Consider the following 19325-nt stretch of genomic DNA (forward strand, 5'->3'; position numbering starts at 1 on the left):
CACAACCTAGCGCCGCGATGCCACCGCTTCCATAGCGCGGCGCAACTCCTGCACCAAAGTGGCGGCCATCGACCGATAGACCATCAACAAAAAGCCGGTATCGGTGCGGGTGATCGCGGCGGGCATGTCGCGCAAGGGGCTGCGCAGAGTCTGACTGGGTTTGAAGGCCGCCACGCGCAGGTCCACCGGGGCCAGCCGCGCCAGCACATCTTCGGCCCCCGGCCCCTGCAACTCCGCCACTGCCCATCCGTCCGAGACGTCGACAAGGGCTGCATGTTTCGCAAGCGCCTCATCCGGCGCGGGCCCGACAAGCAGCGCCTCTTCCCGGCCAAACCACAGACAGCGAGCATCGCCCTTGGCGGTGCTCTGAAGCGGCTCCGGCAGGGCAACCCCATGGGCGGCCTCCAGCGCCTTGGTGAGGGCCACCGGATCAAACACACCCAGCACGGTCAACTGGCCCAGATCGCGGACCGCCATCGTCATCTCACCGATGTGCAGCGGGAGCAGATCGCCGAACGGTGTTTGCGCTTTCAATTCAACCACGGGCGCGCCCTCCTTCAGGGTCCACAAAGACCGGGGCGCAGATCTCCACCTCCGCCTCGATTTCGCGCAGATGGTCGACCATGCGCATCACCTCCCCATGCCGGGCGCGGCCCCAGGTGACAAAGCCCAGCCCGATAAAAGTGCCAACATCCGGCGAAAAGCCGACCGAGGTCGTATGGCCTTGCGCATTCTCGCGGCTGGCCTCGGCCCCGGCCTCGAACAGAAACGCCCCTGCCGTGAGTTGTTTCACCGCGCCGACGGGCCGCAGCCCGACCAGTTGCGCGCGGTTTGGGTCGCGCAGGCCGGGGCGTTCGGACATGGTCTTACCGATACAGTCCTTGGCATCCGACAGCATCCTCCCCATGCCGATATCCTCTGCCGTGGCGCGGCCGTCGATCTCTGCGTGGGTGATATGGCCCTTCTCCAACCGCAGCACGTTGAGCGCCTCCATCCCATAGGCGCCGCCCTCCAGCGCCTCGGCCCGCGCGACCAGCAGGTCGAACAGCGCGGCGCCATAGCGCGCGGGCACGGCGATCTCATAGGCATGTTCGCCGGAGAAGGAGATGCGGAACAGCCGCGTCGCGACCCCGCCGAGCCGCACATCGCCGCAGGCCATGAAGGGGAAGCTGTCATTGTCGATCGGCTGCTCCAGCAGCCCGTTCAGCAATTCACGAGACTTCGGCCCTGCCACGGCGAATTGCGCCCATTGTTCGGTGACCGAAGACAGATGCACCTGCCATTCGGGGTGCAGGCATTGCGTGACGAATTCCAAATGGCGCATCACCTCACCGGCAGCGCCGGTGGTGGTGGTCATCAGGTAATGCGCCTCGCTCAAGCGCGCGCTGGTGCCATCGTCCATAACGAAACCGTCTTCGCGCAGCATCAGCCCATAGCGCACCTTACCGACCTTCAAGGTGCTGAACTTGCTCGTATAAACCAGATCGAGCAGCTTGGCCGCATCCGGCCCCTGAATGTCGATCTTGCCTAGGGTCGAGACATCGCAGATGCCCACCGTCTTGCGGACAAACCCGATCTCGCGATCACAGGATTGACGCCAGTTGCGCTCCTGCCCGCGCGGAAAATAGCTGGGGCGATACCACAGCCCCGCCTCCACCATTGGGGCGTTCATGGCAAGGCTGGCCGCATGACTGGTGGTCAGCCGTTCGGGCGCAAAGCCCTTGCCCTGCCCGCCCGCGCCCATCGCTGCAATCGCAACCGGGGTATAGGGCGGGCGGAAGGTGGTCGTGCCCGTCTCGGCAATGCCGCGCCCGGTGGCATCGGCCAGCACCGCCAGTGCCGCCACGTTGGAGTTCTTGCCCTGATCGGGGGCCATGCCTTGGGTCGTGTAGCGCTTCATATGCTCGACCGAGCGGAAACTCTCTGCCGCCGCCTGCTGCACATCCTTCACGCAGACATCGTTCTGGAAATCCAGCCACGCCCGGCCCTTGCCCGGCACCGCCCAAAGCGGGGCAATGCGGTAGTGCGCGTCATCGGCCTGCGGCAGATCGATGGGCACTGGCTTGCAGCCCAAAGCCGCCAACGCCTCCCCTGCCGCCGCCACACCCGCCGCAAGGCAGCCGTGGGTCGAGAAGCTGCCGTTACAGGCTCCCGCCACATGCATCCCCGGCACCGCGCCGGGGGTCGGCACAAAGGCGTGGATCTCGGGCGACCACGTCGGTCGCCCGTTCATATGGCAGGTGAGGTGCAGCGATGGGTTCCAGCCGCCCGACATGGCCAGACAATCAGCCTGTATCTTATGCACGCCCCCGGCGGTGCGGATCGACACCGCCTCCAACTCCTTGCCGCCCGAAGTGTTGCAGACCACCGCCCCGCTCAGCACCGGGAAATCCGCGCCATCGCGGCGGACCCCCTCGCGGCTGTCGATCAGTGCGGCCACATGCACACCTGCCGCGGCCAGATCGCGCGCGGTGCGGTGCGCGTCGTCGTTATTGCCAAAAACTGCGACCTGCTTGCCCGGGGCCACTCCCCAGCGGTTGAGATAGGCGCGCACCGCGCCTGCGGTCATGATGCCCGGGCGGTCGTTGTTGGCGAAGGCGACGGGGCGCTCCAAAGCACCTGCCGCGAGGATGGATTGCTTGGCCGCGATGCGCCAGAAACACTCAAGCGGCGCGCCCTCGCCCCGCCGCGCGCGGTGTTGGTTGACCCGTTCCAACGCGCCGAACATGCCGCCGTCATAGGCGCCGGTCACCGTCGTGCGGGGCATCAGCCGCACATTGTCCATCGCCGCGAGTTCCGCGACCACGCCCGCCGCCCATACATGGCCCGACTCACCATCGACACGCTCGTTCTCGGCATTCAGCCGCCCGCCCATCAGCGCATCTTCGTCGGCGAGGATCACATCCGCCCCCGCCCGCGCCGCCACCAGCGCCGCCATCAAACCCGTCGGGCCTGCACCGATCACCAAAAGATCGCAAAAGGCATAGGCTTTCTCATAGGCGTCCGCATTGGGCTGGCCGCTCAGCCGCCCGAGCCCTGCCGCGCGGCGGATCACCGGCTCATAGACGCGCCGCCAAAAATTACGCGGCCACATGAAGGTCTTGTAATAGAACCCCGCCCCGAGGAACGGCGACGCCAGATCGTTCACCGCCATGAGGTCGAGATCGAGGCTCGGCCAAGCGTTCTGGCTGCGCACCTGCAAACCTTCATAAATCTCTTGCATGGTGGCGCGGACGTTGGGCTCTGACGCGGGGCCGACGCCGGTGGTCACCAACGCGTTCGGCTCTTCGCTGCCTGCGCTCAGCACCCCGCGCGGGCGGTGGTATTTGAACGACCGCCCCATCAGCCGCTGCTCGTTCGCCAGCATGGCCGAGGCGACCGTATCGCCCGCAAAGCCGTCGTAGCGCCGCCCGTCGAAAGTAAAGCTGACCGGCGTCTCTCGGTCGATCAATCCGCGCCCTGCAATCCTCATGCCATGGCCCTTTTCACATCCGATGCCAATTCCACGGCCCGTACCGCATGGGTCACCGTATCGCGGGTGACGACGAGCCAGGCGCCGCAGCCGGTCTCATGCTGCCACAGGTCGCGGGTCTCTCCCGCAGGGTTGTCGCGCAGGTGCAGATAGGCGTCCCAGTCCTCATCCGAGGCATCGGGCGCAGGCCGGGCCAAGGCAATGGCATCGCCGCGATAATAGAACTCCCGCCGATCCCGGCTGCCGCAGATGGGGCATTCGATCCGCATATTAGCCCTCCCTCAGTGCAAGTTGTGCTGAGACCCGGTGGCCTCTTCATCCATCAGGCCTTCGCCCGAACGGAACCGGTCGAGCCTGAAGCCCGCCGCCGTCTCATGGGGCTGCCCGGTGGCCATCAGATGCGCCAGCGCATGGCCCGAGGCGGGCACCGCCTTGAAGCCGCCGTAGCACCAGCCGCAGTCGACGAACAAACCCTCCGTCTCAGTCTTGTCGATGATCGGGCTGCCATCGGGTGTCATGTCCATGATCCCACCCCAAGAGCGCAGCACGCGGGCCTTGCCGATCATCGGCATCAGGGTCATCCCCGCCTCCATCACATGTTCCATCATCGGCAGGTTGCCGCGCTGCGCGTAGGAGGCATAGAAATCCAGATCACCGCCAAAGACCAACCCGCCCTTGTCGGACTGGCTGATATAGAAATGCCCCATGCCAAAGCTGATCACATGGTCGATCACGGGCTTTAACCCTTCGGAGACAAAGGCTTGCAACACATGGCTCTCGATAGGCAGGCGCATCCCGGCCATCGCCGCCACCTGCCCCGCGCGCCCTGCCGTGACGATCGCCACCTTCTTGGCCCGGATCGCACCGCGCGTGGTCTCCACGCCACGCACGCGGCCGTTTTCGATGTCGATGCCGGTGACTTCGCATTGTTGGATCAGATCGACACCGCGCTGGTCCGCGCCGCGGGCATAGCCCCAAGCCACCGCATCATGGCGCGCGGTGCCGCCGCGTCGGTGTAGCAACCCGCCGTGGATCGGAAAGCGCCCGTTGTCGTAATCCAGATAGGGCAGCAGTTTGCGCAGACCCTCGCGGTCGAGCAGTTCCGCATCGTCGCCCTGATTGATCATCGCATTGCCGCGCCGGGCCGAGGCATCGCGCTGCGCGTCAGAGTGAAACAGCGTGATCACCCCGCGCTGGCTGAACATCACGTTATAGTTCAACTCTTCCGACAGCCCCTCCCAGAGTTTGAGCGAATGGCTGTAGAACTCGGAATTGCCGGGCAGAAAGTAATTGCCGCGCACCACGGTCGTGTTGCGCCCGACGTTGCCCCCGCCAAGGTAGCCTTTTTCAAGCACCGCGATATTCGTCATGCCGTGGTTCTTGGCGAGGTAATAGGCCGTGCTTAGCCCATGCCCCCCGCCGCCGATGATCACCGCGTCATATTCCGCCTGCGGCTCTGGATCGCGCCATTGCGCCGTCCAACCCCGATTGCCGGTCAAGCCTTCGCGCAATACCCGCAGTCCTGAAAATCGCATCATTCGCCTCCCCCGGTCTTGGCGCAGTCAAGCAACTTGGGGCGCAAGTATCAATGACCGAAAACGCCTCTCGCACCCCCTACGCCCCCCGACGGCAAAAAGGGGCGCAGGGCGCCCCTTTTTCGGTCACTTCAAAAGAGGGTTACGCCCCTCAAAGGCCCTTGGCGTGATAGCTCGCCGCGACCTTTTCGATTGAGACGAGATAGGCCGCCGTGCGCAGATCATCGACATCGTCGCGGCTGTGCCAGACATGGGCCATCGCCTCATAGGCCGTGCGCATCGTGTCATCGAGACCGGAGCGGACCAATTCCAACTCCCCCGCACCGCGCAGGTACTTCTCTTTGAAGTCGGGGCTCAGCGTCCAGCCGAGATCTTTATCCGCGCTCAGCCGCTCAAGCTCATCCACCACCAGCTGGTGACGCGATTCCTCGGCGCGGCGCTGCATGCGGCCAAAGCGGATGTGGCTGAGGTTCTTGACCCACTCGAAGTAAGAGACCGTCACACCGCCTGCGTTGGCATACATATCAGGCACGATCACCGTGCCCTTCTTGCGCAGCACCTCATCCGCACCGGCGGTCACCGGACCGTTCGCGGCCTCGATGATCAATGGCGCCTTGATACGCTCGGCATTGGTGAGGTTGATCACCCCTTCTAGCGCGGCGGGGATCAGGATATCGCAATCCGCTTCCAAAAACTTGGCGCCATCCTCTTCGAACTTCGCATCGGCATAGCCTTTGATCGTGCCGTGCTTTTCGATCCACTTGTGCACCGCCTCGACGTTCAGCCCCTCTTCGCTGTGCAGCGCACCGTCGCGTTCGATGATCGCGGTGATCTTCGCGCCATCCTCTTCGCTGAGGAACTTGGCGGCGTGATAGCCCACGTTGCCGAGACCCTGAATGATGACCCGCTTGCCGTCGAGCTTGCCGGAAAGGCCCGCTTTCTTCAGCCCCTCGGGATCACGGAAGAAGGCTTGCAACGCATATTGCACGCCCCGGCCTGTCGCCTCGGTCCGGCCTTGGATGCCGCCCGCGTTGATCGGCTTGCCGGTTACGCAGGCCACACCGTTGATGTCGGTGGTGTTCATGCGTTTGTACTGGTCCGCGATCCAAGCCATCTCACGCTCGCCGGTGCCCATGTCGGGGGCGGGCACGTTCTGCGCGGGGTGGATCATGTCGCGTTTGATCAGCTCATAGGCGAAACGCCGGGTGATCAGTTCAAGCTCATGTTCATCGTATTCGCGCGGATCGATGCAGAGCCCGCCCTTGGAGCCGCCAAAGGGCGCCTCCACCAGCGCGCATTTATAGGTCATCAGCGCGGCCAGCGCTTCGACCTCGTTCTGGTTGACGGCCATGGAATAGCGGATACCGCCCTTCACGGGCTCCATATGTTCGGAATGGACCGAACGGTAGCCGGTGAACGTATGCATCCGGCCCCGCAGACGCACGCCGAAACGCACCGTGTAGGTGGCGTTGCAAACGCGGATTTTCTCTTCGAGACCGGGCGGCAAATCCATCAGCGCGACCGCGCGATTGAACATCAGGTCCACACTGTCGCGGAAACTCGGCTCATTGGCTGGATTCATCGGTCTCTCCTCTTCTTGTCCGGTCGCGGTCCCTTTGTTTGCGGGCGCGACTCATCTGGCTGCCCTAGGGGCATGCAGTCGCACCGTAGGACGCCTCATTGCGGGGCGCGACCCAATTCCTCGCGATTTGCGAAACTTTATCAACCGTGGGTAGGAGCAACCCGCGCCACCCTCCCTGCCCGGTGGAAATCGGCCCAAAACGCCCCCGAATACCGGCCCCAAGCGCCGCCTATTGCCCCAGACGCGCCAAACTCTGGACACTTTCCCGCAGCACAACAGGGCAAGGCAAATGCCGCCCATTCCCTTTGGCGCCCGCAGGACGCCACAGGAAGAGAGGTTGATGACAATGCGCGATAGCACTCACAGTTCGGAAAATCCCCCGCAGCCCCTGCCCGCGCTGCTGCGCCGCTTCGCGCGCGAAGAAGACGGGCTGGTCACGGTCTTTGCCATTCTGATGATCCTGCTGATGATCCTCATGGGCGGCATCGGCGTGGACCTGATGCACCATGAGCGCGAACGCGCAAGGGTGCAAGCAGTGGCCGACCGCGCCGTTCTGGCGGCGGCGGACCTTGACCAGACGCTCAGCCCCGAGGCCGTGGCCCGCGACTATTTCGACAAGGCAGGGCTGGCTGAATATGTGTCCAGCGTGACGGTCGACGAAGGGTTGAACTACCGCCGCGTCACCGTCGATGCCTCGCGCACCCTCAACACGATGTTCATGAGCAAATTCGGCCAAGACCGGCTGCATGTCCCTGCCAAATCCACGGCGGAGGAAAAGGTGAACAAGGTCGAGATTTCCATGGTGCTCGATATCTCCGGCTCCATGCGCGAGAACGGCAAAATGGCCAACCTCCATGACGCGAGCGATGCCTTCATCGACACCGTGCTGAAGCCCGAGAACGCGGACCTGATCTCAATCTCCGTCGTGCCCTATACCGCGCAGGTGAACGTCGGGAAGGACATCATGGATGAGTTGAACGTCACCCAGCTGCATTCCTTCTCCCATTGCGTTGATTTCGACGACAGCGAGTTTGACCTCACCGCCATCAGCCAGACCCGCAGCTATGAGCATATGCAACACTTCGAGGCGGGCTATAGCTGGAACGGCTATCACGGCGACAACACCGGGCGTAATGACAATATCTACAACCCCGGCTGCCCAAAGCGGGACTACGAAGAGGTGGCCGCCTATTCGCAGAACGCCGCCGCGCTGAAAGCCCGGATCTCCAATTTCCAGCCCCGCGCGAACACCGCCATTCATCTGGGCATGAAATGGGGCGTGGCGCTGCTCGACCCGTCCTTCCGCGCGATCAATCAGGCCATCGGCGGCGATGCGGCCTTCCAAGGGCGCCCGGCTGACTACGGCGATATCGACACGCTGAAAACAGTGATCCTGATGACCGACGGGGTGAACGTAACCACCCGCCGGATCAATCCTCAAGTCTATGCCAATCAGGACCATTACAACCACTGGAGCGATTACCCCTTTTACTGGTGGCTGAACCGCAATGTCCGCTCAAGCGAGCATTACCGTTGGTATTCGACCAAATATACCGCCTCCCGGGCCGACGCCCTGCTCGACAACATCTGCGACGCGGCCAAGGCCAAGGGCATCGTGATCTGGTCGATCGGCTTTGAAGTGACCGACCATGGCGCATCGGTGATGAAGAACTGCGCCTCCTCCGACAGCCATTTCTTCCGCGTCGAAGGGGTGGAAATCGTCAGCGCATTCGAGGCCATCGCCCGCCAGATCAACCAGTTGAGGCTGACGCAATGATACAGCGCTGCATCAAGGCATGGCGCCGGTTTCGCGGCGATGAGGATGGCTCGGCCATGTTGATGGAGTTCGCCATCCTGTCGCCGCTGCTCTTCGGCTGCCTGCTCATGTCTGTTGAGATGAGCTTTTACGCCATCCGCCACATGTTCCTTGACCGGGGGCTCGACATGACGGTGCGCTACATCCGGCTGAACACCAATACCCCGATGACGCATCAGACCATCAAGGACAAAATCTGCGAGGCCGCGATCTTCTTGGATGACTGCGAAGAGACCCTGCGCCTTGAGATGATCCGCGTGGACCCGCGCAATTTCGCCAGCTTCGACCAGTCGCCCGATTGCGTCGACACTTCCGAAGACCCCAGACCGGTGCGCGGCTGGACCCTTGGGGTCGAGCATCAGTTGATGCTGCTGCGCGCCTGCGCACGGTTTGAGCCCTTCTTTCCGACCACCGGCCTTGGCTATGCCCTTGAGAAAGACGGCGCGGGCCGTGTTTCCATGGTCTCAAGCGCGGCCTTCGTACAGGAGCCGAATTGATGCGCGCTCTCCGCAGTTTGCTGGTCCGGTTCAAAGGGCGCGAGGACGGCTCCATCGCCGTCGAGACGGTGATCATGTTGCCGCTGATGTTCTGGGCCTATCTGGCAATGTATTCGACCTTTGACACCTTCCGGATGTACAACCTCAACCAGACGGCGGCCTACACCGTGGGCGATGCCATTTCGCGCGAGACGCAGGCGATTGACGCGGACTATCTGCGCGGGATGCAACAGCTTTTCGAGTATCTCACCCGCGGCACCGGGCAAACGGCCCTTCGGGTCAGTTCGATCTGGTATGATCAGGCGAACGACCGCTACCACGCGGATTGGTCACAAGTGCGCGGAACGGTTCAGCCTTTGACCAGCGACGATGTGCGCGATTGGCATGACAAGCTGCCCGTTATGCCCGATAACGAACGCGTCACGCTGGTTGAGACATGGCGCGACTTCGAGCCGCTGTTCAAAACCGGGTTGGAGCGGCGCGACATTCACAACTTCGTCTTCACCCGCCCCCGCTATGCGCCACGCACGGTCTGGTCGGACGGTTAAGCGGCCTCACGCTCGGCCAGTTTGGCGCGGATGATCTCGGCAATCAGCTTGGTTTCATTGGCCGGGGTCATGCCGCCCACACCGATCCGGCGGCCAAGGCTCCACCACAGGCCCAAACGCCAGCCCCGCGCCACGCGGCGGTTGGTCTTGAGCAGGAAACCGTTCGAGGGTTTGACCGCGAAAGCACCCTGATCGATGCGTGCGATCTCGTCCATGCGGACGATCACCCGGCCATCGGCATCGCGCAGCGCCTCTTCGGTCAGTTCCACCGCGCTGGCGGTGGCGCGGCGCATCACCTCGGCAATCGCGATAAAACCAAGCCCCACCAGCACCAGAACGCTCTGCCAGACCGGATCGGGCGAGCGGGTCAGCGCGGAATAGATCAGCAGCAGCCCCAGCCCTGCCAGTGACAACAGCCCCACCGCCCGCCGCGCGGGTGATGCCTTGGCCGTGGCCAACACGGTCTCCGTGCCGCTGTGCATCGTCTGAGTGGTATCGGTCATTGGCCGGGCTTTCTCAGGGGCGAAGGGGCCGCTCATCGCCGCCGCCTGCCGGGTTCATTCGCCCTCGGCCTAGCCCGCCATCCCGCAAAGGGCAAGACCGCGCGCCCGGGCGGCCCCCGGCCTGCTCAACGCTCGGGCTTGTTCTCGCGCTTGGCTTTTTTGCGGGGCGGTCCGGCTTCCAACCGCTCTTGCAGCTTGTCGGCATAGTCCTTGCGGGCGGCAGTATCCATCGCGCTGACCTCGGCCAACCACGCCTCATGGGCGACCTGCTGAACACTTGCTGCGGCGTCGCCTTGGGCGGCAAGCACCGCCGCGGCGACATCGGCCTCAAACGGCTCGGCCCGAAGCGCGGCGAGTATTTCGTCATAAAGCGCGCGGCGCGCATCCCGATCAAGGTGATGCGCCTTGCCGCTGGCGCGCATTTTGCCGTGCAACCCGCGTCGCGCTTCGGGCGGCAGCGCCTGCACATAGGGCGAGGCATAGCTGCGCAGCCCCGGCAAATCGCCAGCGCCACGCGGCCCGGGCCCGCCATGACGCCACATCGCCCCGCCAAGCGCGCCGAGGATCATCACGTTCAACGCCAGCGACAGACCAAGCGCCAATCGCATGAGGCGCCTGCGCCGTGTTGTGGGATCCTGTGTCATCTCAACTTTCCTCCATGTCCCAGCCAAATCCACCGAATTCGCTGCCTGTGTCAGCCGCCGTGAGGTCCGAAGTCTCGGTCTCCCATGTGCCGGTCACGAACCGCCCGGCCAAATCCGGCATGCCCTCCGGCGGTGCCACGCCGACCCAAACCCCGACCGCCGCGGCGGTGGCAAGACCGCTCAGCCCCGCCGCACCGCCCAAGAGTTGCCAGAGCGCTTGATGCCATGGCTGGCGCGGTGCTTTGGGCATATGCGCTTCGGCATCAGCCAGAACGCGGGCCTGCAAATCGGCCGAGACCTGTGGCGGATTGGCCCGGGCCGCGGCAAAGAAATCTTCCAGATCGTCGAAGTCACTCATTTTCAAACCCCAATGCGTCCCGTTGTGCCGACAGTTGCGCGGCCAATGCCCGTTTGCCCCGCGCGGTCAGGCTTTCCACCGCTTCGACCCCGATGCCCAGCACCTCGGCGATCTCGGGGTTGGCCATACCCTCGATATGGCGCAGCACCACCGCTTGCCGCTGCCTGTCAGGCAAAGTGGCCAGCGCCTGTTGCAGCGCGTCCACACGGGCGGCCTGCTGCATCTGCTGCGCGGCACCGGGGGTCGGATCGGCAGGTTCTGCCACATCATCGAGCCCAGACACCCCCGCCCCCCGGCGGCGCAGACGGTCGGTGCAGAGGTTGGCCACGACACGGTAGAGCCAGGTGGTCACCTTGGCCTCGCCCCTGCGCCACTTCGGCGCCTGACGCCAGAGCCGCAGCATCGCCTCTTGGGCCACATCCTCGGCCTCGGCCCGGTCACCGAGCACCCGCAGCGCATGGCCGTGGAGGCGCGGCACCAGCCGCGCGGTCAGCAACCGCGCCGCCGCCGCATCGCCATTGGCATAGCGTTGCAACAACTCGGCATCCGCATCTTGCTGCGCGTTGGGCAAATCCTGCATCCCGTCCATGGCTAAGGTCCGGGCGCGCCATGATCAAGCGCGCCCAAAGCTTCATTTAGTCCTGCTGCGGCTTGTCATGGTGCATTTTGTCACCCTTATGGTGCCGCTTGCCATGCATTTTTTTCGCCGCTTCAAACTCTTCGGCGCTGACGCTGCCGTTACCGTCTTTGTCCAGACGCTCGAACATCTTGGCCGGATCGTGGCGCTGCGTCATCTCTTCCATCGAGAGTTTGCCATCGTCATTGGCGTCCATACGCTCGATCATGCGGGCGCCCTTATGACCGCCCTTATGACCGTGCTTGCCGCCCTCTTTGCCGCCGCGCTTGCCACCGTGTTTGCCGCCCATGGCTTCCAATTCGGAAGCGTCGAGGCTGCCGTTGCCATCGGTGTCGAAACGCTCAACCATCTTGGCGGCGCGATCGGCGCGGCGTGCATCGCCTGCGGCCTTCAGCTCTTCGCCGGTCACGAAACCGTCGCCATCGGCATCAACCTTGGCAAAACGCGCTTCGGCATGGGCCTGAAACTCTGCCTGCGTAATCGCACCGTTGCCATCTGCGTCAAGCTGCTGGAACCGGTCCTGCCCGCTTGGCTGGGCGGTGGCGGCCACGGCACCCACGGCCAACAATCCGCTGAGGGCTGCGATCTTCATATTGGTACGAATGGTCATCTTGATACTCCTCGTTTTTTAAAGATCGTCTCACGCTTTTGCGCCGCGATCACAGGGTCAAACGGCGGGGCCCGAAACTTCCGTCGCAGGTTTTCAAACTTTTTTCGGAAAAATTGGCAAAGCCCCACCCTGCGCGACATGGCGCCGCAACGGCAACCTCCGGTCTTTTCATTTCACGCCCCAGACTGCATCTATCCCTCAACCAGAGGATCGCCCCCATGTCACAGACCCAGCAATTGTCCCCCGACACCGCAGAGACCGACGCCAGCGAAGAGCGGCCCCGCCTGCCTGCCATGCTGCGAGGCTGGCGTGGCAAATGCCCCTCCTGCGGGGGCGGAGAGCTGCTGCATGGCTATCTGAAAGTGAACGACGACTGCGCGGTTTGCCGTCAAGAGTTCCACCACCACCGCGCCGATGACGGCCCGGCCTATCTGACCATTCTGCTGGTCGGTCACCTTTTGGCACCGGGGCTGCACATCGCCTATGTGGTCTGGCGGCCCGAACCTCTGACCCTGTTCACCATTTTTGCGGTTGGCTGCACGGCGCTGTCGCTTTACCTTCTGCCCAGACTGAAGGGGGCCATGATCGGCTTTCAATGGGCCAAAAGGATGGGCGGCTTCGGCCGGTCTAACTAAGGCGGCCTGCCCTTCGGCCCCTGACTGCCGGAGCGCTACCGCATGACCATCGACAAGACCAAAATCCGCAACGCCGCCACGGTGATCGTACTGCGCGACCGCCATGTGGATCCGCATATCCTGATGGGGCAACGCGGGGCGAAAGCGGCCTTCATGCCGAATAAATTCGTTTTTCCCGGCGGGGCAGTGGACGCGGGCGATGCCCATGTGCCCCTTGCCGCACCGGTGAACGTGCTTTGCCACGGCAGGCTTTGTGATGATGCCGAACCGTCGCTCGCCCATGCCATCGCCGTTGCCGCCATTCGTGAGCTTTGGGAAGAGACCGGTCTGGTGCTGGGCCGCAAGGGCGCATGGCAGGGGGATGTGCCGCCCGACTGGCAGAGCTTTGCAGCTACGGGCCATTTGCCCGATGCCTCCGCCCTGCAATTCGTGTTTCGCGCCCTAACACCGCCGGGCCGCCCGCGCCGTTTCGACGCGCGTTTCTTTCTGGTGGATGCCGACGACATCGCCAGCGACCCCGATGATTTCGACGCCGCCTGTGATGAACTTTCGCATCTGCAATGGGTGCCGCTGAGCCGGGCGCGGTCTTTCGACATGCCCTTCATCACCGAGGTCGTATTGGCCGAGGTCGCGGCCCGTGCGCGCGACACCAAGCCGCCCGCCTCGGTCCCGTTCTTCAAGAACAACGACGAAGAAAGCCTGTTCCTGCGCCTGCATGGCCGCCCGATGACGGGCTAGGTCACCAAAACCAGCGTCAGGATCGACAGGGCCAGCACCGACATTCCCGCCCATTCCCGGCGCGAAATCCGCTCGCGAAAGAACAGGGTCGTGGCCGCGATGCTCAGCATCAGTTCCACCTGCCCCAAGGCTTTCACATAGGCCGCATTTTGCAGGGTGAAGGCGATGAACCAACAGAGCGACCCGCCCATCGAGGTCAGCCCGATCCAAACCGCCACCCGCCGCGCGGCCCAGACCCGGCGCATCTGCCCCGGTTCGCGCAGGCGCAGCCAAAGGGCCATGATCAGCGTCTGCATCAACACCACCGCCGACAGCGTCACGCCCGCACGCAACAGCGGATCGCCCGAGGCCACGGCGAGCGAAGCGCCGCGATAACAGACTGCCGAGATCGCGAAGAGAAATCCCGAGGCGATGCCCAGCCCCGCCGCACGGTTGCGCAGATCGCTAAGGCGCAGCCCCCGCGCCTCGGCCCCGCCGGACAGAAGCAGCAGCCCCAGCACGCCAAGGGCGATGGCCCCGAACCCCGCGCCCGAGACGCCCTCGCCCAGCACGATCCAGCCCATCAGAACAGTCTGGATGACTTCGGTTTTCTTGAAGGTGATGCCCACCGCGAAATTGCGCTGCTTGAACAACAGTACCACGCAGACCGTCGCCATGATCTGCGCCGTGCCGCCCATCGCCCCGTACAGCCAGAAGCCCGCCTCAAGCGGCGGCACCCCCTGCCCGCTCAGCGCCAGATAGAGCGGCAGCAACAGCGCCACGAAGGGCGCGGAATAGAGAAACCGCGAAAAGGTCGCCCCGCCTGCCGAAAGCGTATCGGTCGCCAGATGCTTTTGCAGCATGAAGCGCCCGGTCTGAAAGACGGCGGCGGCAAGGGTGACGAGCATCCACAGATCGGGGGCGAAAGCACTGTCCATAACAGCCTATAGGCCGAAGGCGGGCGGCAGGGCCAGTGCCTTAGGGCCTCATCTTTAGGGCCCCGAGGTCATACCCGTTGAAGGCCAAGATCTCCTGCGCGGCGGCGATCCGGTCCGCCCCGCCTGTCGCCTGACGGTCAAGGATCCAGCCATATCCGCCATCGGGGCTGCCGATGACCGCGGTGCGGAACCCTTCGTCGACCCAAAGCACCCAGAAAGGCCGCTCGGCCCCGCCGACGGCGGCGCGCATCGTGTAACGGCCCGGCCCCTCTGCGCTTAGCGCCCAAAGGGTACGGGTGTTGCGGCATCCGGCGCTGTCGCAGGTCTGGCGCTGTTCGATCAGGGTCGGCCCTTCCGGCGCAAAGGTCACGGCTTGCAGGTCGGCGTCACCGGGGAATGCCGCCCGGACCTGCCACTCGCCGCCAAAACGCGCCGCGTCATAGCGGCTGGTGGCCCCGATCAAAGCCTCTGCATCGCGAAACCCGATCTGCGCGGGCGGTGCCTCGCCGCCGCTACACGCCGCGAGGGCGCCCAAGAGCAGCAACATGGCCCCCCGCCGCGCCAGATGCATCCCAAGGCGGGCCATCAATAGGGCATCGGATGGGCTTTATGCGCCGCGTCAAGGTCGGCCATCACCTCATCGCTCAAGGTCAGCTCCGCCCCGCCAAGCGCCACGTCAAGCTGCTCAAGACTGGTCGCGCCAAAGATCACTGACCCCATGAAGGGCCGTGTCGCACACCATGCCAGCGCCATCTGCACAGGGTCGAGCCCGTGTTTCTCGGCCACATCAAGATAGGCCGCGACTGCTTCAAAGGCGCGAGGGGTGACCCGACCGCCCAGATCTTCGTTCAGCGACAGACGCGACCCGGCGGGGACCTTCCCGCCCTGATATTTCCCGGTCAGCAACCCCGCGGCCAGCGGAGAGAAGGCCAGCATGTCAATCTGCTCATTGATGCAGGTCTCGGACACATCGGGATCGGCCAGTCGGCACATCAGCGAATATTCGTTCTGCACCGAGATCGGGCGCGGCCCGCCCACACGTTCGGCCACGGCGGCCCATTGGGTCAGCCCCCAAGCGCTTTCGTTGCTCAGGCCAAAGGCGCGGATCGTCCCGCGTTCGACCTCAAGTTGCAGCGCGCCGAGCGTATCTTCCATATGCGCAATGGTCTCGGCCCGGTTCTGGCTCGACGGGTCGTAGTGCCAATTCTTGCGGAACATATAGCTGCCGCGGTTGGGCCAGTGGAATTGATAAAGGTCGATGTAATCTGTCTGCAAGCGCTTCAGCGAGCCTTCGATGGCGCCGGGGATCGTGTCCGAGGAAATCGGCGCGCCGTCGCGGGCGTGCTGCATCCCCTCGCCGGAGTGTTTGCTGGCCAGAACCACCTCGTCTCGCCGCTTGTCGCGGGCGAACCACTGGCCGATGATCTCTTCCGTCCGGCCAATCGTCTCGGCGCTGATCGGGTTCACGGGGTACATCTCGGCAGTGTCGATGAAGTTGATCCCGGCCTCCAGCGCGCGGTCGATCTGCGCATGGCCCTCCTCGGCGGTGTTCTGGGTGCCCCATGTCATGGAGCCCAAACAGAAATGCGAGACCTCGATATCGCTAGAGCCGAGCTTTTTCATCTTCATCTTTTGGTCCTCGCTTGTGATTTGCCCGCAACCTAGCCGCCTGCCCGGCCTTCGCAAGGGCAATTGGCCCGCGCCGATCCTAGCTCCCCGACAAAAGCGCGGCCCCGGTAGTTTTCGGCCTTCCGTTTGGGCAGCAATGGACGCAATCTGCGCCCATGCGTCTGCTCATATCCTTCGCCGCCCTGTTCTTCTCGGTCATCCTCCTGCAACTCTCCACCGGAGGTGTGGGGCCGATCGACGTGTTGTCGGGCGTGCAGCTTGGGTTCAGCCGACAGGAAATCGGTATGCTTGGCTCGGCGCATTTTCTGGGGTTCTTCATCGGCTGCTGGTGGGCGCCTCGGTTGATGGGCAGCGTCGGCCACAGCCGCGCCTTTGCCGCCTTCACCGCCGCCGGATCAATCGGCCTGATGGCGCATATGATGGTGGTGGACCCCTACGCATGGGGGCTGATGCGTGTCGCGTCAGGCATGTGCGTGGCGGGCTGCTACACGGTGATCGAAGCATGGATGCAGGCCAAGGTTACCAATGAGACCCGCGGGCGCACCATGGGCGTTTACCGGGTGGTCGACATGAGCGGCTCGCTTGCCGCGCAGTTGATCGTGGGCGTGCTCGCCCCGGCGTCTTACGTCTCTTACAACCTGCTGGCCATCGGCTGCTGTGCTGCCCTCTTGCCGCTGACGCTGACCAAGGTCCGCCCGCCCGAAACACCCAGCCAGCCACGGCTGCGCCCGCGCCTCGCCTTTGACCGCTCGCCGCTGGCGGCGGCGGGGGTCATCGTGGCCGCCGTCTCCAGTGCGTCTTTCCGCATGGTCGGGCCGATCTACGGCCAAGAAGTCGGCCTCAGCGCGCCGCAAATCGCTTGGTTTCTTGCCGCCTTCGTGCTGGGCGGTGCGCTGGCGCAATACCCGATGGGGATGCTGGCCGATAAGTTCGACCGCCGCTGGGTGCTAATCTGGCTTTCGGTCGCCGCGATGGGCGGCTGTGCGGTCACCGTGATGGGCGCGGGCTATGGCACGGCGGGGATCATGCTCTCGGCCGGGCTCTTCGGCGCCACGACCTTTCCAATCTATTCGGTCTCTGCCGCCCATGCCCATGACTTTGCCAGTTCCGACGAGCGGGTCGAGCTTTCCGCCGCCCTGATGTTCTTTTTCGCTCTGGGTGCCATCGGCGCGCCCTATCTCGCCTCGGTCCTGATCGATAATTTCGGCGCGGCGGCGCTTTTCGCGATGATCGCGGCGGCGCATGGGGGGCTGGTGGTCTTTGGCCTTGCCCGGATGCGCGCGCGCCCCACCTTGGCCGAGCGGACGCCCTACGTCTACGCGCCACGAACCAGCTTTCTCATCGGGCGGCTCTTGGGCCGCGCGCGGGACCGCGACTGACCGGTCCCGTCTTTTGCTGGAACTGGCGCAGCCCTTGCGATAAGGCTGCGCCAAGCACGGGAATATTTATATGACACGCCACCTCATCACCTCCGCCATCCCCTATATCAACGGGATCAAACATCTGGGTAACCTCGTGGGCAGCCAGCTGCCTGCGGACCTCTACGCGCGCTATCAGCGTGGCCGGGGGCAGGATGTTCTGTTCCTCTGCGCCACGGACGAGCACGGCACCCCCGCCGAGCTTGCCGCCGCAAAGGCGGGCAAACCGGTCGATGAATATTGCGCCGAGATGTATGAAACACAGGCCCGCATCGCCGAAGGGTTCGGCCTGTCCTTCGATCACTTTGGCCGCTCGTCCAGCCCGCAGAACCGCAAGCTCACGCAGCATTTCGCGGGCGCCCTGGCCGACCGCGGGCTGATTGAAGAGGTCTCCCAACGGCAGATTTATTCACCGACCGACGGGCGCTTCCTGCCCGACCGCTATGTCGAGGGCACCTGCCCCAACTGCGGCTTCGAGGATGCGCGCGGCGATCAATGCGACAATTGCACCAAGCAGCTCGACCCCGAGGATCTGATCAACCCGCGCTCGACCATCTCGGGCGCTACTGATCTGGAGATGCGCGAGACGAAGCACCTGTTCCTCAAGCAAAGCCAGCTCAAAGACGAGCTCGACGCTTGGATCGACAGCAAGACAGACTGGCCCGTGCTGACCACCTCCATCGCCAAGAAATGGCTGCATGACGGCGACGGGCTGCAAGACCGTGGCATCACCCGCGACCTCAGCTGGGGCGTGCCGGTGAAACGCGGCGATCAGGATTGGCCGGGCATGGAAGGCAAGGTCTTCTACGTCTGGTTCGACGCGCCCATCGAATACATCGCCTGCGCGCAGGAATGGGTCGATGCGGGCAAGGGCACCGATTGGGAAAGCTGGTGGCGCACCGACAAGGGCGCCGAGGACGTGCGCTACACCCAGTTCATGGGCAAGGACAATGTCCCCTTCCACACGCTCAGCTTCCCCGCCACGATCAAGGGCTCGGGCGAGCCGTGGAAGCTGGTGGATTACATCAAGTCCTTCAATTACCTCAATTATGACGGCGGTCAGTTCTCCACCTCGCGCGGGCGCGGCGTCTTCATGGATCAGGCGTTGGAAATCCTGCCGGCGGATTACTGGCGTTGGTGGCTCTTGAGCCATGCGCCCGAGACCTCGGATGCCGAATTCACTTGGGAAAATTTCCAAGCCTCCGTGAACAAGGACTTGGCCGACGTGCTAGGCAATTTCGTCAGCCGGATCACCAAGTTCTGCCGCTCCAAATTCGGCGAAGCGGTACCCGAGGCCGGCGAATACGGTGAGGCGGAACAGGCGCTGATCGAAGACATCACCGCCCGCGTCGCCCGTTACGAGACGTTGATGGAGGCGATGGAGGTCCGCAAATCCGCCGCCGAACTGCGCGGCATCTGGGCGGCGGGCAATGAATATCTGCAAGCCCAAGCGCCTTGGACCACCTTCAAGACCGACCCCGACCGCGCGGCGGCGCAGGTGCGGCTGGCGTTGAACTTGATCCCGCTCTACGCCGTGCTTTCCGCACCCTTCATCCCCACGGCCTCGGCCTCGATGCTGGCGGCGATGAAGGTCGACGACATGCCGTGGCCCGACGATGTGCCCGCTGCCTTGGGCAAGCTTGCCCCCGGCCACGGGTTTGAAGTGCCCGAGGTGCTTTTTGCCAAGATCAGCGATGAGCACCGCGAAAGCTGGGCCGAACGTTTCGCCGGTAAGCGCGACTGATCAGAAATCTAGGAACAGCGGCGCGGGTTATGCGCCGCTGGT

At 64.0% G+C, this 19325-nt stretch carries 20 protein-coding genes; 7 read left to right on the forward strand and 13 right to left on the reverse strand.

Features of this window, described 5'->3' with window-relative positions:
• Window positions 1-6: 6 nt before the first annotated feature.
• The 5 genes from ACGYKA_RS04605 to ACGYKA_RS04625 all read right to left on the reverse strand — a co-directional run bounded on the left by ACGYKA_RS04605 (window position 7) and on the right by ACGYKA_RS04625 (window position 6589).
• Window positions 7-543: a sarcosine oxidase subunit gamma gene (locus ACGYKA_RS04605; protein ID WP_394414061.1), complete on the reverse strand. Its 537-nt coding sequence runs from the start codon at window positions 541-543 to the stop codon at window positions 7-9.
• Window positions 536-3472: a sarcosine oxidase subunit alpha family protein gene (locus tag ACGYKA_RS04610; protein WP_394438053.1), complete on the reverse strand. Its 2937-nt coding sequence runs from the start codon at window positions 3470-3472 to the stop codon at window positions 536-538. Before ACGYKA_RS04610 ends, ACGYKA_RS04605 begins: the two co-directional genes overlap by 8 nt.
• Complete coding sequence (locus ACGYKA_RS04615; protein WP_067264779.1) at window positions 3469-3741, reverse strand: sarcosine oxidase subunit delta; 273 nt, start codon at window positions 3739-3741, stop codon at window positions 3469-3471. The genes ACGYKA_RS04610 and ACGYKA_RS04615 overlap by 4 nt, the downstream gene beginning before the upstream one ends.
• Window positions 3742-3753: 12 nt before the next feature.
• Window positions 3754-5007: a sarcosine oxidase subunit beta family protein gene (locus ACGYKA_RS04620; protein WP_394414067.1), complete on the reverse strand. Its 1254-nt coding sequence runs from the start codon at window positions 5005-5007 to the stop codon at window positions 3754-3756.
• Window positions 5008-5158: 151 nt separating this feature from the next.
• Window positions 5159-6589 carry a Glu/Leu/Phe/Val dehydrogenase gene (locus tag ACGYKA_RS04625; RefSeq protein ID WP_394414070.1) on the reverse strand — a complete coding sequence of 477 codons (1431 nt, stop codon included), beginning with the start codon at window positions 6587-6589 and terminating at the stop codon, window positions 5159-5161.
• Window positions 6590-6929: 340 nt separating this feature from the next.
• Between ACGYKA_RS04625 and ACGYKA_RS04630 the strand changes: the two genes are divergently transcribed.
• The 3 genes from ACGYKA_RS04630 to ACGYKA_RS04640 are packed head-to-tail and all read left to right on the forward strand — an operon-like array spanning window position 6930 to window position 9450.
• Window positions 6930-8366: a pilus assembly protein TadG-related protein gene (locus ACGYKA_RS04630; RefSeq protein ID WP_394417670.1), complete on the forward strand. Its 1437-nt coding sequence runs from the start codon at window positions 6930-6932 to the stop codon at window positions 8364-8366.
• Entirely contained in the window at window positions 8363-8902 is a 540-nt protein-coding gene (locus ACGYKA_RS04635; protein ID WP_168612391.1) for a TadE/TadG family type IV pilus assembly protein, read from the forward strand. Before ACGYKA_RS04630 ends, ACGYKA_RS04635 begins: the two co-directional genes overlap by 4 nt.
• Window positions 8902-9450, forward strand: a complete 549-nt coding sequence (locus ACGYKA_RS04640) for a TadE/TadG family type IV pilus assembly protein (RefSeq protein WP_394414074.1) — start codon at window positions 8902-8904, stop codon at window positions 9448-9450. The genes ACGYKA_RS04635 and ACGYKA_RS04640 overlap by 1 nt, the downstream gene beginning before the upstream one ends.
• Here the strand turns inward: ACGYKA_RS04640 and ACGYKA_RS04645 are convergent.
• From ACGYKA_RS04645 to ACGYKA_RS04665, 5 genes are all read right to left on the reverse strand, one after another.
• Window positions 9447-9953, reverse strand: a complete 507-nt coding sequence (locus ACGYKA_RS04645) for a hypothetical protein (RefSeq protein WP_394414077.1) — start codon at window positions 9951-9953, stop codon at window positions 9447-9449. The genes ACGYKA_RS04640 and ACGYKA_RS04645 overlap by 4 nt on opposite strands.
• A gap of 125 nt (window positions 9954-10078) precedes the next feature.
• Window positions 10079-10597: a periplasmic heavy metal sensor gene (locus ACGYKA_RS04650; protein WP_394417673.1), complete on the reverse strand. Its 519-nt coding sequence runs from the start codon at window positions 10595-10597 to the stop codon at window positions 10079-10081.
• A 1-nt stretch (window position 10598) separates the two neighbouring features.
• Window positions 10599-10955, reverse strand: a complete 357-nt coding sequence (locus ACGYKA_RS04655) for a hypothetical protein (RefSeq protein WP_394414081.1) — start codon at window positions 10953-10955, stop codon at window positions 10599-10601.
• A complete protein-coding gene (locus ACGYKA_RS04660; protein WP_394414084.1) occupies window positions 10948-11544 on the reverse strand; it encodes an RNA polymerase sigma factor in 597 nt (198 codons plus the stop codon). The genes ACGYKA_RS04655 and ACGYKA_RS04660 overlap by 8 nt, the downstream gene beginning before the upstream one ends.
• Before the next feature lie 46 nt (window positions 11545-11590).
• Entirely contained in the window at window positions 11591-12202 is a 612-nt protein-coding gene (locus ACGYKA_RS04665; RefSeq protein WP_394414086.1) for a calcium sensor EFh, read from the reverse strand.
• Between the two features lie 218 nt (window positions 12203-12420).
• On the opposite strand from ACGYKA_RS04665, the gene ACGYKA_RS04670 reads away from it, so the two are divergent.
• Window positions 12421-12837, forward strand: a complete 417-nt coding sequence (locus ACGYKA_RS04670; RefSeq protein ID WP_247744700.1) for a DUF983 domain-containing protein — start codon at window positions 12421-12423, stop codon at window positions 12835-12837.
• A gap of 42 nt (window positions 12838-12879) precedes the next feature.
• Window positions 12880-13575, forward strand: a complete 696-nt coding sequence (locus ACGYKA_RS04675; RefSeq protein ID WP_394414089.1) for a DNA mismatch repair protein MutT — start codon at window positions 12880-12882, stop codon at window positions 13573-13575.
• Here the strand turns inward: ACGYKA_RS04675 and ACGYKA_RS04680 are convergent.
• From ACGYKA_RS04680 to ACGYKA_RS04690, 3 genes are read right to left on the reverse strand one after another with little or no spacing between them, the layout of a single operon-like run.
• Complete coding sequence (locus ACGYKA_RS04680) at window positions 13572-14492, reverse strand: EamA/RhaT family transporter (RefSeq protein WP_394414092.1); 921 nt, start codon at window positions 14490-14492, stop codon at window positions 13572-13574. The two genes, ACGYKA_RS04675 and ACGYKA_RS04680, sit on opposite strands and share 4 nt — an antisense overlap.
• A 40-nt stretch (window positions 14493-14532) precedes the next feature.
• On the reverse strand, window positions 14533-15078 hold the full coding sequence (locus ACGYKA_RS04685) for a lipocalin family protein (RefSeq protein ID WP_394414095.1): 546 nt from the start codon (window positions 15076-15078) through the stop codon (window positions 14533-14535).
• Window positions 15078-16121, reverse strand: coding sequence for an aldo/keto reductase (locus ACGYKA_RS04690; protein WP_394414098.1), 1044 nt, complete (start codon window positions 16119-16121; stop codon window positions 15078-15080). The genes ACGYKA_RS04685 and ACGYKA_RS04690 overlap by 1 nt, the downstream gene beginning before the upstream one ends.
• 155 nt (window positions 16122-16276) lie before the next feature.
• Here ACGYKA_RS04690 and ACGYKA_RS04695 point away from each other — a divergent pair, with 155 nt between their 5' ends.
• Together ACGYKA_RS04695 and metG are read left to right on the forward strand one after the other, a co-directional pair.
• Window positions 16277-17500 (forward strand): MFS transporter, encoded by a 1224-nt coding sequence (locus ACGYKA_RS04695; protein ID WP_271689556.1) that lies wholly within the window; start codon window positions 16277-16279, stop codon window positions 17498-17500.
• Window positions 17501-17570: 70 nt separating this feature from the next.
• Window positions 17571-19283, forward strand: coding sequence for a methionine--tRNA ligase (metG, locus tag ACGYKA_RS04700; RefSeq protein WP_394414101.1), 1713 nt, complete (start codon window positions 17571-17573; stop codon window positions 19281-19283).
• Window positions 19284-19325: the final 42 nt, after the last annotated feature.

It is taken from the genome of Sulfitobacter sp. 1A15106 (genome assembly GCF_043556995.1).
In the GTDB taxonomy this organism is placed as follows: domain Bacteria; phylum Pseudomonadota; class Alphaproteobacteria; order Rhodobacterales; family Rhodobacteraceae; genus Sulfitobacter; species Sulfitobacter faviae.